Source organism: Kribbella sp. NPDC056345 (assembly GCF_042262745.1).
In the GTDB taxonomy this organism is placed as follows: Bacteria; Actinomycetota; Actinomycetes; order Propionibacteriales; family Kribbellaceae; genus Kribbella.
This window is the reverse complement of record NZ_JBHJQQ010000002.1, coordinates 949995-964178: the sequence shown is the minus strand read 5'-3', so window position 1 is coordinate 964178 and position 14184 is coordinate 949995. Positions and strand designations below refer to the sequence as shown.

The window sequence follows — 14184 nt, the reverse complement described above, 5'->3', positions numbered from 1 at the left end:
CACGCGGCGGTGTTGTGCACCACTCGATCTCTCATGCACAACGGGCCCTGTTGGCTAGCTCACTGTGATGGCGTCCAGGCGTTCTTTGATGAAGGCGGCTGAGGTGACCGGTTGCAGACCGGCTTCTTTGCCGATCGGCGGTTCCAGCGGGGTGACGATCGCGTCGTGGTTTGCCTCGTAGAAGTAGATCAGCGAGACCAGGTCTTCTTCGGGTGCTTGCGGTTGGGGCGGGAGGACGCGGTGCCGTCCGGAGGGCCAGCGGCGTCCGGTCCAGTGTTCGAGGAGGTCGCCGATGTTGACGGTCAGCGCACCCGGCTCCCAGGGAGCGTCCTCCCAACCGGTCGCGTCGGAGTAGACCTGCAGACCGCCCGCGCCAGGCTCTCGGTCCAGCACGGTGACGGTACCGAAGTCGGTATGCGCGCCGATGCGGAACTGTCCCGGCTCGGGCTCACCCACCACACTCACCGGCGGGTAGTGGTTGATGTTCATCGTCCAGGTGGGGTGATCGGCGAGGGTCGCGAACGGGTTGCTCGGCAGGCCCAAGGCGTGCGCAAACAGCGCCAGCAGATCATCGGACAGCCGACGCATCGCTGCGGTGTATTCGTTGACGAGCCCTTGCAGGGAAGGAACTTCGGTCGGCCAGACGTTCGGCGCGAACCACAGCCGATCCACCTCAGCATCGCCGGTCGCAGTCTCGGCGCCCAGGCTGTAGCTCTCCTTCAGATCCGGCGGGCTCTCGGTGCCCTCGACCAGCGCATTGGCTTCCGCACCAGGGCCGAGCCAGCCGTGCCCGCCCACCGGCACCGAATAGCACGCCTTCACTCCCTCGGGCAGTGCGAAGAACTCGCGACTGGCTGCCCGCACCCGCGCAGCCAGGCCGGTGTCGACGCCATGCCCGGTGACGAGGATGAACCCGGCACGCTGCAGTCCTTCGTCGACTTCCGCCGCAACCGCGTCAGCTTGGGCACCGCCGGCGTACCAGCGAGAGATGTCAATGGTCGCAATCGCGCTCATTCGGAAACCCCGATATCTTCGTTCCACAGTGCCGGATTCGCGGCAATGAACTCGGTCATCATCGTCACACAACGCGGATCGTCGAGCAGCGTCACCGTCACGCCGTGCTCGGCCAGCCAGTCCTGACCGCCGTCGAAGGTCCGGTTCTCACCGATCACCACTGCACCGATACCGAACTGCCGGATCAGCCCGCTGCAGTACCAGCACGGCGAGAGCGTCGTCACCATCACCGTCGACCGGTAGTCGCGCTGGCGGCCGGCGTTCCGGAACGCGTCCGTCTCACCGTGCACCGACGGGTCGTCGTTCTGCACGCGACGGTTGTGACCACTGCCCAGCAGTACGCCGTCCGCCGTGAACAGCGCCGCCCCGATCGGAATCCCACCCTCGGCCAAGCCCGCCCGGGCCTCCCCGATGGCGACGTCGAGCATCTCCTCCGGGGTCATACCGCGACCACCTCGTTGTTGATCCTGGACCGGCAGAACAGCAGGTAACCGCCGCCGGCAAGCAGGAATCCGACGAAGAAGGTGATGTCACCGAGCGCGGGAACGGCCTTCGTGATCAGGCCGGTGAACCTCTCCTGGTTGGAGAACAACAGCACCGACCCGACGAGACCGACGACGAACGACAGCAGACCGGGCCAGTTCGCGTACGACCGGTCGTAGAGGAATCCGGCGACTACCTGCCGTCGCCGCAGGTACTGATCCGCGAGCACCACACCGAGCCACGGCCCGACCCAGTACGCGATGATCAACAGGAAGGTCTCGTAACTGGCTGCGGCGTCGGCGAGCGCCCACCATGCGACCAGGAAACCCGCGACACCGAAGAACGCCGTGACCAGCGCGCGGGCGATGTGCCCAGGCAGCTTCACGCCGATCGTCACGAAGGCCATCGCACCCGAGTAGATGTTGATCGAGTTGGCGGCGATCGCCCCGATCGCGATCGCGAGCAGCGTGGCCTTGGCAATCGGCGAGGCCAGCTCGCCAGTGAATGCTTCCGTCGGGTTGTCGGAGAGGGCCGGCCCGATGGTCACCGACGCGGCGCCGATCATCTCCAGAACCACACACGACAGGAACAGGCCCGCTGCCGCGAACAATCCGGTACGACGGCCTGACACCGTCGATGGCAGATAGCGCGTGTAGTCGGCGGCGTACGGCGTCCATCCGGCGGCGTAGCCGAACGCCGTACCGACTGTCAGCAGGAAGCCACCCAGGGAACCGTTGCCGACAACGGGTTCCAGCGCAGGTGCACCGAGGTGCGACTTCGTCAGGATGGCGACCGAAGCCACGGCGAAGATCACCGCCAGGACCGGAAACGCGTACCGCTCGAACGCCTGGACCAGGTTGTGACCGGCGAACGCGAGCGCCGTCTGCACCAGCACGATGATGATCAGCCCCAGCAACGGACCGATCCCGAACAACGCGGCCAACGCATACGCGCCACTGACGCTGTTCGTCGCGAACCAGCCCACGCCTGCCGTGATCGACATCAGTACGGCGGGCAGCGCGTTGCCCTTGAAACCGAAAGCCAGCCGGCCCGACACCATCTGCGGAACCCCGAGCCGCGGGCCACGTGCCGACAGGAAGTAGTGGGCCACCGCACCCAGACCGGTACCGAGCGCTACCCCGGCGACCGCCTGCCAGAAGCTCATCCCGTAAACGGCTACGGACAGTACGCCGACGAAGATCGTCGCGAACTCGAGGTTCGGCGACGTCCAGGTCCAGAACAGCTGGCTGGGCCGGCCATGTCTGTCCTCGTCGGCGATCGCCTCGTTCCCGCCGGGCTCGACGGCGAAGGTGCGATCCCGGTAGGTGCCGTCGGTCGTCGGTTCAGCCGCTGTCATTCAAGGATTGTGGCCCGCGCAGATCGCCCCCGCAACGGATTCCTGGTCACGAGCTCCGGTAGCTGGTTCCAGTCCGGCCGCCGGCCCGCGGCAGTGCCCGAAGGGGCAAGCCGGTATGGGTTTTGATGTGCGCGGGGATCGGGTCGTGGCGGTCGCCGGTGGTGGGGATGCCGGCGGGTTCGATCACCACGATCGAGGCGCCGTCGTCGGAGAACGGACGGTGCTCGACCCCACGAGGCACAACGAAGACCGACCCGGCGGGCAGGGTGACGATCCGTTCGTCGGGATCGCGCAGGCCGATCCCGAGTTCGCCGTCGAGGACCAGGAAGAACTCGTCGGTGGTCTCGTGCAGGTGCCAGATGTAGGAGCCGGCCACCTTCGTCACCCGGACGTCGTAGTCGTTCACCTGGGCGGCGATCCGCGGGCTCCAGAGGTCGTCGAAGGTCTTCAGTACGGCGCGCAGGTCCACTGGCTGGTTCATGAACCCAGCCTCACGGGTACGCCTGAGGCGTCGTGAGTGCTAGAAATGGCACATGCCGAAAGAATCCTCGCACCGGGTCGTCGTGATCGTCGACGCGGGCTCGAACCCCTTCGAACTCGGCGTTGCGACCGAGCTGTTCGGCCTACGCCGCCCCGAGCTCGACGTGCCCTGGTACGACCTCGCGCTCTGCACGCCGGCACCCTCGGTCGAGATGCATCTCGGCTTCTTCACTCTCAGCGGCGTCGCCGACCTGACGGAGGTCGACACCGCCGACACCGTCATCGTCCCGAACCGCCCCGATCCCGAGGCGCCGGTCGCACCCGCCGTACTAGACGCCGTACGCCGGGCTGCCGCGCGCGAGGCTCGCCTGGTCAGCTTCTGCACGGGTGCGTTCACGCTCGCCGCTGCCGGCGTACTCGACGGGCGACGGGCAACCACGCACTGGCGGTGGGCTCGGTTGTTCGAGCAGATGTTCCCGTCCGTCGACCTGCAGCCCGACGTCCTTTTCGTTGCCGACGACAACGTCTACACCGCGGCCGGTAGCGCAGCCGCCCTAGACCTCGGCCTGCACCTCATCCGCACCGACCACGGCGCCGAGATCGCCAACGCAGTCAGCCGCCGCCTCGTCTTCACCGCCCACCGCGAAGGCGGCCAACGCCAGTTCATCGACCAGCCCGTCCCTACGATCCCCGACACCTCCCTGGCACCCCTCCTCGCCTGGGCCCGCTCCCAACTGGCCCACCCCCTGACCGTCACCGACCTCGCCGACCGAGCAGCCGTCAGCCCAGCCACCCTGCACCGCCGCTTCCAGTCCGAGCTAGGCACCACCCCCCTGGCCTGGCTAACCACCGAACGAGTAGCCCTAGCCTGCCGCCTCCTGGAACGCGGCACCCCCGGCCTCGACCGCATAGCCCGCCAGTCCGGCCTAGGCACAGCCACCAACCTAAGAATCCAGCTAAAACGCACCACCGGCCTAACCCCCACCACCTACCGCCGCCGCTTCGCCCTAACCACCCACTGAACGACCTGATATAGCGCTGGTCGGTAACTTTTGGTCGCTATACGCGAAAAAGTACCGACTAACGCACGAGCAAACCACGCACGCTGCCACCGCCCCCCAGCCTTTTCCCGGCCGACAAAACCAGAGGGTGAGCCGAGCAGATGGCTGGGCCGGACGGCGAGGCTGGCGACCGCGGTTTCGCGTCGTCTGGGGCTGACGGGCTGTGGCTGGGGTGCGTGAGGCTCGAGGTCTGCGCTATCCGATGGATTTTGGGTGCTCGGTGACGAAAATCCATCGGATAACGCGCGGGACAGCCTGCGAACCCGACATCGCAGGACCGCAGCCACCTTGAGACTCCACCAACCATCTGACACCCGCCCCGAACGGTTGAACCGTGCTCAACCGCGATCAGGGCAATCGGCGAGCTCGTCGATCGCGCCAGCGGCCGTCTTGCGTTGATGGGCCTAGGCGCCCGCGACCCGCAGTTGACGAGATGATGGCCGTATGGATGAGCGGCTGGCGGGTGGGTTCGACGGCGGGGCGTCGTTGGTTGGCGGAGTGGTACGGCGTACTGCGGGGAGCTGGACCTCGTCGGTTCATGCGCTGCTGACTCATCTGGAGGCGGCCGGATTCTCGGCGGCACCACGGGCGTTGGGGATCGACGCCGACGGGCGGGAGATGGTCAGCTTCCTGCCTGGGCAGACGGTCGGGAACGCGCGACCGTGGCCGTCGTGGACCCATAGTTCGTCGGCTCTGACGGACGTTGCTGAGTGGCTGCGGCGCTATCACGCGGCCGTTGCCGACTTCGTTCCGCCGGAGGACGCGTGCTGGCGCGAAGGCGATACCTGGCGGCCGGGCATGATCATCGCGCACAACGACGCAGCGCCGTACAACGCAGTGTGGAACGACGACGGCCTGGTCGGCTTCGTCGACTGGGACATGGCCGGGCCGGTACGCCCCGAGCTGGATGTCGCCTGGGTCGCCTTCTCCTGGACACCCCTGCACGCCCCGCACGTCGTGGCCGCCGAAGGCTTCACCGACCTCGACTCACGCCTACCCCGCCTGACCCACTTCCTCCGCGCCTACCACTGGCAAGGCACCACCAACGACATCCTCAACCTCGTCGCCGAGCGCCTCACCCTTCAACTCACCCTGATGACCCAAGCCGCCACCACCGACCCCACCTACCAACGAATGCTGACCGCCGGCCGCGACCAAGACCTCACAGTCGCCCTGAACCAACTAACCACCCTCCGCACCACCTAGAGGCGTCGGTTCGGTGTGACAGCGGCACTCGCCGGATGAGGCCGGCCACCGGTAGTTGGCGCGGACGATAGCCCGCGAGGCCGGGCGGTAGCCCGGAGGGAACTGAGGGTGGGCGGGTGCGCGCGTAGCTGGCGCGACGAAGGAGCGACTGCGTAGCACGCTGGGGAACTTCCCTTCCCTTCCCTTCTCGTTCCTACAGGGTGAGTTTGGGGTGGCGGTTTACGTCTTTGTAGAGGAGGTAGCGGAAGGGGGTGGGGCCGCCGGCGTAGCAGGCTTGGGGGCAGAAGGAGCGGAGCCAGAGGAAGTCGCCGGCCTGGACTTCTACCCAGTCCTTGTTGAGGAGGTAGACGGCTTTGCCTTCGAGGATGTAGAGGCCGTGCTCCATGACGTGGGTTTCGGGGAACGGGATGACGCCGCCGGGCTGGAAGGTGACGATGTTGACGTGCATGTCGTGGCGGAGGTCGTCGGGGTCTACGAAGCGTTGGGTTTGCCAGGCGCCTTCGGTGCCGGGCATGGGGATGCCTTCTACGTCGGCCTCGTTGGTGACAACAGGAGTTGGTACGTCGATGCCTTCGATCTGCTCGTAGGCCTTGCGGATCAGGTGGAAGGTGCAGGTGGCGTCGCTGACGTTGCGGATCGTCCAGTCGCCGCCGGGCGGTAGGTAGGCGTAGCCGCCTGGGGCCAACCCGTGTTCGGTACCGGAGACGGTCAGCGTGATGTTGCCGTCGACAACGAAGATGACGGCCTCGGCTGCCGGGTCGGTGTCGGGTTTGGTGCTGCCGCCGCCGGGTGCTACCTCGACGATGTACTGCGAGAAGGTTTCCGCGAAGCCGGAGAGCGGGCGGGCGATGACCCAGAGCCGGGTGTCGTCCCAGAACGGGAGGCGGCTGGTGACGATGTCGCGCATGGTGCCGCGGGGCAGGACGGCGTAGGCCTCGGTGAAGACTGCGCGGTCTGTGATGAGGTCGGTCTGGCCGGGCAGGCCGCCCTTGGGGGCGTAGTAGCTCATCGGGGTTCTCCTCGAGATAGCAGGCGGCCAACGGGGTCCGAGCCGCGAAGTAGCGTTCGGCGGACTACGCCGTGCAGGGTGCGGCCGTCGTACGGGGTGATGGCGTTTTTGTGTTCAAGCGCATGAGCATCAACGACGAAGGTTTGGTCGGGGGCGAAGATGCAGAGGTCGGCGTCGGCGCCTACCTCGATGCGCCCCTTCGCGCCAAGGCCGGTTTGGACGGCGGGGGCCAGCGACATCCAGCGGACGACGTCGGCGAGGGTGAACCCGCGCCGGCGGGCCTCGGTCCAGACGGCGGGGAGGCCTAGTTGGAGCGAGGCGATGCCGCCCCACGCCGTTCCGAAGTCGCCGGTGTCCAAATTCTTGAGCTCGATCGTCGACGGCGAGTGGTCGGAGACGACTAGGTCGATGGTGCCGTCGCGAAGGCCCTCCCAGAGGAGGTCGCGGTTCGCAGACTCGCGGATCGGCGGGCAGCACTTGTACTGCGTGGCGCCGTCCGGAATCTCCTCAGCGGCGAACGTCAGGTAGTGCGGGCAGGTCTCCGCCGTGATCCGGACGCCGTCGGCCTTCGCCGCCGCGATCAGTGGCAGGACCTCGGCGCTCGAGACATGCAGGATGTGGACGCGGCAGCCGGTCCGGCGGGCGAGATCGATGACCTGGGCAACGGCTTCGTTCTCGGCCGAGCGTGGTCGTGAAGCAAGGAAGTCCCGGTACGACGCGCCGCGCGGCGGCGGGGCGTGATCGATGCTGTGGGCATCTTCCGCATGCACGATCAGCAAACCGTCGAAGGAACTGAGCTCACGCATGACCGAAGCCAGCTGAGTCGAGTCGAGCGGCGGGAACTCATCGACCCCCGAATGCAGCAGGAAGCATTTGAACCCGAAGACACCGGCCTCGTGCAGCGGCCGCAGCTGCGCCAGATTCCCCGGAATCGCACCGCCCCAGAAGCCGACGTCGACAGCCACCTGAGGGCCGGCCGTCTCCCGTTTCAGCGCCAGCGCCGGTACGTCGCACGTCGGCGGGATGCTGTTCAGCGGCATGTCGATGATCGTGGTGACGCCACCGGCGGCCGCGGCTCGGGTTGCGGAGGTGAAGCCCTCCCACGCCGTCCGGCCGGGATCGTTCACGTGAACATGTGAATCGACGAGCCCCGGTAACAGCACCTCGTCATCCGCGAGCAGGACCTCCGTCGCGCCCGCCAGCTCCGCGTCGTACGGGGCGATGGCAACGATCCGGCCGTCGCGGATGCCGATCGCGCCCGCCTGCTCCCCCGTGGCCCGCACGATTCGCTGGGCCCGGATCACCAGATCAAATCCACTCACGCGCTGCCCTCCCCGGTTTCCGCCATCGTAAGGTGCTCGATCGCGATCCGCTCGGCAAGTTTCTCCAGCAGCGGAATCGGTTCCGCGATACACCGAGCCACGTCCGGCTCCAGGTCGGTCAGCGCGTACGCCGCTCGGACGCCGACCGCGGTCAACCGCGCCGGGTCCAGTTCGTTCGCCCCACACACCGCAACCACCGGTACGTCGGCGGCCGCGGCCGCGATCCCGGCGACCGCCTTCCCGTGCAGGGTCTGTTCGTCCAGAGCACCCTCACCGGTGATCACCAGGTCCGCGCCGGTGAGCTGCTCGCGGAATCCGACCAGCTCCAGCATGAGCTCGATGCCCGGCCGGAGTTCGGCGCCCAGGAGAGCCAGTGCGGCGAAGCCCACGCCACCCGCCGCGCCGGCACCAGGTGCGTCGCGGAGGTCCTGACCGGTCAGAGCGGCCACCTGATCGGCCCACTCCGTGAGCCTGTCGTCCAACACAGCAACCTCCGACGGTGACGCACCCTTCTGCGGCCCGTAGACAGCGGCCGCACCACGCGGGCCTGTGAGTGGGTTGTCCACGTCGCATGCCACTACAACCTGCACACCGTCCAGTCGGGCTCGCAACTCCTCAAGCCGGCCGAGGGCGCGGACCATCCCCATGCCCCCGTCAGTGGACGCGCTGCCGCCGATGCCGAGGATCACTCGAGTACATCCCGCGTCAACGGCCGCACCGATCAGTTCACCGACGCCAAACGAGGACGCCGTCATCGGAGCGAGCACACCGGGCAGCCGAACCAGACCGCAGACGTCAGCGAGCTCCACGACCGCGGTGTCCCCACAGCGTGCGTACCCAGATTGGACCGGCAACCCAGTCGGCCCGGACGCGACCACCGGCACCAGCGTGTACCCGGCCGCCGCAGCAGCGGCCAGCGTCCCGTCACCACCGTCAGCCACCGGTACGGCGACCACCGTCGCGCCGGGGTGCACTCGCCGTACCCCGGCAGCGACCGCAGCGGCCACCTGCGCGCTGGTCAGGCTGCCCTTGAACTTGTCAGAGGCAACAACCACCCGCACCATCAGTCGAATTCGACGATGTTGTCGATCTCAAGCCCCATCGAGACGTTGGTGATCCGCTCCAGGATGACCTCGACCACGATCGGGACCTGATGCTCGACCATCAGCTTCTTCGCCTGCTCCAAGGCAGGGAGAATGTCGTCCGGTTCAACGACTCGCAAGGCCTTGCATCCGAGACCTTCGGCCACCTTGAGATGGTCGACGCCGTAGCCCTGAACCTCCGGACTGTTGATGTTGTCGAACGAGAGCTGCACGCAGTAGTCCATCTCGAAGCCACGTTGCGCCTGCCGGATCAACCCCAGGTACGAGTTGTTCACCACGACATGGATGTACGGGATGTTGAACTGCGCCCCGACCGCCAGCTCCTCGATCAGGAACTGGAAGTCGTAGTCGCCGGAGAGCGCGACCACCGTGGCCGATGGGTCCGCGACAGCCACCCCAAGCGCAGCAGGCAAGGTCCAGCCGAGCGGTCCGGCCTGGCCGGCGTTGATCCAGTGCCGTGGCCGGTACACGTGCAGCATCTGCGCGGCCTGGATCTGCGACAGTCCGATCGTTGACACGTAGCGCGTGTCCGGCCCGAACGCACGGTTCATCTCCTCGTACACGCGCTGCGGCTTGATCGGCACCGCGTCGAAGTGGGTCTGCCGTTGCAACGTCGTACGACGCTCACGGCACTCCGCCGCCCACGCCGTACGGTCCGGCAACCGGTCAGCCCACTCCCGGGCAACCTCGACCAGAACCTCCAACGCCAGCCGAGCGTCCGACACGACGCCGTAGTCCGGCGCGAACACCCGCCCGATCTGCGTCGGCTCGATGTCCACATGGATGAACTTTCGTCCAGCCGTGTACACATCCAATCCACCCGTGTGCCGATTGGCCCACCGATTCCCAATGCCCAGTACGACGTCCGCCGCGAGCATGGTCGCGTTGCCGTAGCGATGCGACGTCTGCAGCCCGACCATCCCCGCACTCAACGGGTGGTCGTCGGCAATCGCACCCCACCCCATCAACGTCGGTACGACGGGAATCCCGGTCAGCTCGGCGAATTCCATCAGCAGGTCAGCCGCGTCCGCATTGATGATGCCGCCACCGGCCACGATCAGCGGGCGCGAACCGCTCGCCAGCATCGTCAGCACCTTCTCAGCCTGCAAACGAGTCGCGGCGGGACGCGCGAGCGGCAGCGGCTCATACGTGTCGATGTCGAACTCGATCTCAGCCAGCTGAACATCGACCGGCAGATCGACCAGCACCGGACCAGGACGACTGGATCGCATGATCTGGAAGGCTTTCTGGAACGTCCCGGGAACCTGCGCGGCCTCCATCACCGTGACCGCCCACTTCGCCACCGGGGCAGCGATCGACGAGATGTCGACGGCCTGGAAGTCCTCCTTGTGCAACTTGGCCACGGGCGCTTGCCCGGTGATGCACAAGATCGGGATCGAGTCGGCGCTGGCGGAGTACAGCCCGGTGATCATGTCGGTTCCAGCAGGTCCCGACGTACCGATGCAAACACCGATATTGCCGGCCCGCGCCCGCGTGTACCCCTCGGCCATGTGCGACGCAGCCTCGACATGCCGCGCCAGCACGTGCTTGATGCCACCATGGGCACGCATCGCGCTGTAGAAGGGATTGATCGCGGCGCCCGGCAACCCAAACGCCTGCGTCGATCCCTCCTTCTCCAGGATCAGCACCGCCGCGTCAACCGCGCGCATGCGAGCCATCAGCTAACCGCCTTGCCGGACAACCGCTCCACGCCACGCAGCAGCGCGGAGTGGTCGAGCCCGCCGTCACCATTGACCCGCGCCGACGCGACCAGCTGCGCCACCAAAGAGCCGAGCGGTACGACGACGCCCGCCTCCCGAGCCGCCGCGGTCACGATGCCCATGTCCTTGTGGTGCAGGTCGATCCGGAACCCGGGCTCGAAGGAACGCGACAGCATGTTCGCCTTCTTCTGCTGAAGCACGGTGGAACCAGCAAGCCCACCACCAAGCACTTCCAGTGCTGCCGCGGTGTCGACGCCGTACGCCTCCAAGAAGACGACAGCCTCCGCGACCGCTTGGATGTTCGCAGCAACAATCAGCTGGTTGGCAGCCTTGACGGTCTGGCCGGAACCGCTCGGCCCGACATGCACAACGGTCTTACCCACCACGTCGAACAACGGCCGAGCCTCGGCGAAGTCCTCCGCCGAGCCACCCACCATGATCGACAGTACGGCGTTCTTCGCGCCGGCCTCACCGCCGGAAACCGGTGCGTCGAGCAACCGGAATCCCAGCGCACGGGCCTGCGATGCGAGCTGCTGCGTGACGTCCGGCCGGATACTCGAGAAGTCGATGATCAGCGTGCCGGTCTCGGCCTGCTGGAAGACCTCATCGAGCACCTCCTGGACATCCGGCGAGTCCGGCACCATCACGCAGACCACGTCGGCGCCCTTGACCACGTCGGTGATCGACGAGGCAGCGCGGCCTCCGGCCGCAACCAGCTCCGCGGCTCGCTCCACGCTGCGGTCCAGCCCAGCGACCGTGTGACCGGCCTGAGCGAGATGAACGGCCATCGGGTTACCCATGATCCCGAGACCGATGAAGGCGATATTCGTCATGTTGTCTCCTGTTAGCTCAAGGTCAGCGGCGCTCGAACGGCAGCCAGCCGAAACATTCGTCAGTGCTGGTGGACGGCTTGTACTCGAGCCCGACCCACCCGGCGTATCCCTGAGCCTCGAGAGCCGTCAGCTGCTGGTCGAGCGGCAAGGTCCCAGAGCCGGGTTCGTTGCGACCGGGCGCATCAGCGATCTGTACATGCGCGATCCGCGAGGTGTGCTCGGCGATCACGCGCTCGACGTCATCCCCGTTGACCGCAAGGTGATAGAGGTCCGCAAGCAGACCAAGATTCGGTACGTCGACCCGGTCGAGCACCGCCAGTGCGTCGGCAGCCGTCTTGAGCGGGTACCGATCAGCCCCGCTGACCGGTTCGACCAGCACGGTCGCGCCGATCCGGGCAGCGGCCCTGGCAGCGAGCGCGAGGTTCTCAACGGCGAGCTCGTCCTGCTCCTGCGCCGAGACATCCTCCAGGCGGTTGCCGTAGAGAGCGTTGAACCCGGCAGTCCCGAGCCGCTCACCGATGCCGACCGTGACGTCGACGTTGTCGCGGAACTCGCCGGCCCGCTTCGGCCAGGAGACCAGACCGCGATCGCCACCCGGCATGTCACCGGCGAAGAAGTTCAGCCCGGTCAGCTGGACGCCGGCATCGGTGATCGCGGTGACGAACGCGTCGACCTGCCGGTCCGGCGGTACCGCCTCGACGAACGGCCACCAGAACTCGACCGCCCCGAATCCGGCCTGCCGGGCCGCGGCCGGGCGCTCCAGCAGGGGCAGCTCGGTGAAGAGCAGCGAACAGTTCACCGTGTGGCGCAGCTGATGGGCCATGGTTACTCCAGTTTCCGTATTGCGGAATTTAAATTCTGTTCTGCGAAAGGACCATAAGTTCGCGACCAACCGGCCGTCAAGCGTCCGCCGGGTCTCCCTCGTACGCGGGTGCGCGTTGTACGTTCCTCTAAAGGCAGAGCTGAGGGCCTGGACAGGCACAACATCTGGAGGTACGGCGTGCTGCTGTCGGAGTTGCTGGATGCGCCGGAGCTCGGACTGCGGTTGATGCATGCCGCCGGTGGCGCCCTGGACCGGCCGGTCGGGCGGCTGGTGGTGACCGATCTCCTGGATCCGGGCCGCTACCTGAACGGCGGCGAGGTGGTGCTGACGGGCCTGGTCTGGCGGCGCCGACCGCTCGACAGCGAGCTGTTCGTGGCCTCGATGGCCGCCCGCGGAGCCACCACGATCTTGGCCGGGCGAGCGCAGCTGGGCGACGTACCGGCTGACCTGCTCGACGCCTGTCAGCGGCACGAGGTGACGCTCGTCGAGGTGCCGATCGAGATCGCGTTCGCCGACATCACCGAGTACGTCGCTGCGGCCGGGTCGGCGGAGACCGGAGCCAGGCTGTCCGCGAGCCTGATCCGCCAGCGGCAACTGCTGTCATCGATCGCATCCGGCCGCAGCCTGGACGAGCTCGCGGCCCGGATCTCCGCCGAGATCGGGCACGACTGCCGGGTGCTCACGCCGACCGGACGGCACGTCGTTCCTGGGCCCGGCGAGCTGCCGGACGAGGTCCTCGACACGATCACCCACCGGTTCCTGACCGCGGATCGGACTCCCGCGGTCGCGGTCGCGGGCGAGACGCCGTACAGCCTGTTTCCGGTCGGTTCCGGGCTCGGCAACCGGTTGACCGCGTGGGTGCTGGTGATCGACGGCGACCACACCACCTGGTCTCGCGATCACGTCGAAGCGGTCCATGAATTGTGCGCGATCGGCGCTCTCGATCGGGCCAGACGAGACGAAGGCAGGCGCGCGCTGCGTCCTTTGGTGGCTGATGCGCTGACCCTGGTCGAGTCCGGCGCACCCCATGCCGAGGTCGCCGCAAGGCTTCGGCAAGCCGGCGCCTATTCGGGCCGGCCGCTGGTTGTCGCGGTCGGCGAGCTGCGCGACGACGGCCCCAGCGAGGTCGCGCTCAGCCTGTTCGAGGACGTCGCACTGACCGTCGGGCCCGCGGTCGTCGCGCCGTCGCGGGATGGTCTCCTGGTCGGCTTTCTGCCGGCCGCACCCGGTCTGGCAGAGCAGCTACGACACGCCTTCGGGCGGCTCGCACCCGGCCTGCACCGGGCCCGGCTCGCGGTCGGCGTGAGCGGGGAAACCTCGGTCGACGCGCTCGCGGGCGGTCTCGAGGAAGCCCGCTTCGCCCAGCGCGCCGCCGCGGGCAGTCGCGCGCCGGTCTCGGTCGTCACGTCGGACGAGGTCGCCTCGCACGTGCTCCTGCTCTCCACGCTGCCGGACGACGTCCGCCGTACCTACACCCAGCGCGTCCTCGGCCCGGTGCTCGAGCAGGACCGCCGGACCAACGCCGACCTGCTCACCACCCTCCAGGCCTTCCTCGGATGCGACGGCTCCTGGACTCGTACGGCGGACCTTCTACACCTGCACGTCAACACGGTTCGGTACCGGATCGAACGCGTTGAGCAACTGACCGGACGCGATCTGTCGACGCTCGAGAACCGGGTTGACGTGTTTCTCGCCCTGAAGTCACTCTGATTGGTGGATCCTCCAAATCCGGAGGTTCATCGCCGGTTCATCTTCGGAGGTTCCTTGGGTGC

13 protein-coding genes are annotated in these 14184 nt (G+C 67.3%); 3 read left to right on the top strand and 10 right to left on the bottom strand.

Annotated features, from left to right (window positions below; translation table 11 throughout):
- Positions 1-54 precede the first annotated feature (54 nt).
- Genes ACFCV3_RS10245 through ACFCV3_RS10230 form a run of 4 tightly spaced genes read right to left on the bottom strand, consistent with a single transcriptional unit; the run spans position 55 to position 3335 of the window.
- On the bottom strand, positions 55-1014 hold the full coding sequence (locus tag ACFCV3_RS10245; RefSeq protein WP_376028330.1) for an isopenicillin N synthase family dioxygenase: 960 nt from the start codon (positions 1012-1014) through the stop codon (positions 55-57).
- Positions 1011-1457 (bottom strand): nucleoside deaminase, encoded by a 447-nt coding sequence (locus ACFCV3_RS10240; RefSeq protein WP_376028328.1) that lies wholly within the window; start codon positions 1455-1457, stop codon positions 1011-1013. The genes ACFCV3_RS10245 and ACFCV3_RS10240 overlap by 4 nt, the downstream gene beginning before the upstream one ends.
- Complete coding sequence (locus ACFCV3_RS10235; protein ID WP_376028325.1) at positions 1454-2854, bottom strand: purine-cytosine permease family protein; 1401 nt, start codon at positions 2852-2854, stop codon at positions 1454-1456. Before ACFCV3_RS10235 ends, ACFCV3_RS10240 begins: the two co-directional genes overlap by 4 nt.
- 46 nt (positions 2855-2900) lie before the next feature.
- Positions 2901-3335 (bottom strand): cupin domain-containing protein, encoded by a 435-nt coding sequence (locus ACFCV3_RS10230; protein WP_376028322.1) that lies wholly within the window; start codon positions 3333-3335, stop codon positions 2901-2903.
- A gap of 52 nt (positions 3336-3387) precedes the next feature.
- On the opposite strand from ACFCV3_RS10230, the gene ACFCV3_RS10225 reads away from it, so the two are divergent.
- Complete coding sequence (locus tag ACFCV3_RS10225; protein WP_376028319.1) at positions 3388-4356, top strand: GlxA family transcriptional regulator; 969 nt, start codon at positions 3388-3390, stop codon at positions 4354-4356.
- Between the two features lie 483 nt (positions 4357-4839).
- Positions 4840-5601 carry a phosphotransferase gene (locus ACFCV3_RS10220; RefSeq protein ID WP_376028318.1) on the top strand — a complete coding sequence of 254 codons (762 nt, stop codon included), beginning with the start codon at positions 4840-4842 and terminating at the stop codon, positions 5599-5601.
- Positions 5602-5794: 193 nt separating this feature from the next.
- Here ACFCV3_RS10220 and ACFCV3_RS10215 read toward each other — a convergent pair whose 3' ends face one another.
- Genes ACFCV3_RS10215 through ACFCV3_RS10190 form a run of 6 tightly spaced genes read right to left on the bottom strand, consistent with a single transcriptional unit; the run spans position 5795 to position 12412 of the window.
- Positions 5795-6610 (bottom strand): bifunctional allantoicase/(S)-ureidoglycine aminohydrolase, encoded by an 816-nt coding sequence (locus ACFCV3_RS10215; protein ID WP_376028315.1) that lies wholly within the window; start codon positions 6608-6610, stop codon positions 5795-5797.
- The gene (allB, locus tag ACFCV3_RS10210; protein WP_376028313.1) at positions 6607-7932 is read right to left on the bottom strand and encodes an allantoinase AllB; all 1326 of its coding nucleotides are present in this window, start codon (positions 7930-7932) and stop codon (positions 6607-6609) included. The genes ACFCV3_RS10215 and allB overlap by 4 nt, the downstream gene beginning before the upstream one ends.
- Positions 7929-8996, bottom strand: a complete 1068-nt coding sequence (locus ACFCV3_RS10205) for a glycerate kinase (protein ID WP_376028311.1) — start codon at positions 8994-8996, stop codon at positions 7929-7931. The genes allB and ACFCV3_RS10205 overlap by 4 nt, the downstream gene beginning before the upstream one ends.
- Entirely contained in the window at positions 8996-10714 is a 1719-nt protein-coding gene (gcl, locus tag ACFCV3_RS10200) for a glyoxylate carboligase (protein WP_376028308.1), read from the bottom strand. Before gcl ends, ACFCV3_RS10205 begins: the two co-directional genes overlap by 1 nt.
- The gene (locus ACFCV3_RS10195; protein ID WP_376028305.1) at positions 10714-11589 is read right to left on the bottom strand and encodes a 2-hydroxy-3-oxopropionate reductase; all 876 of its coding nucleotides are present in this window, start codon (positions 11587-11589) and stop codon (positions 10714-10716) included. The genes gcl and ACFCV3_RS10195 overlap by 1 nt, the downstream gene beginning before the upstream one ends.
- A 22-nt stretch (positions 11590-11611) precedes the next feature.
- Positions 11612-12412 (bottom strand): hydroxypyruvate isomerase family protein, encoded by an 801-nt coding sequence (locus ACFCV3_RS10190; RefSeq protein ID WP_376028303.1) that lies wholly within the window; start codon positions 12410-12412, stop codon positions 11612-11614.
- Positions 12413-12589: 177 nt separating this feature from the next.
- On the opposite strand from ACFCV3_RS10190, the gene ACFCV3_RS10185 reads away from it, so the two are divergent.
- On the top strand, positions 12590-14122 hold the full coding sequence (locus tag ACFCV3_RS10185; RefSeq protein ID WP_376028302.1) for a PucR family transcriptional regulator: 1533 nt from the start codon (positions 12590-12592) through the stop codon (positions 14120-14122).
- The last annotated feature ends 62 nt before the right edge of the window (positions 14123-14184 follow it).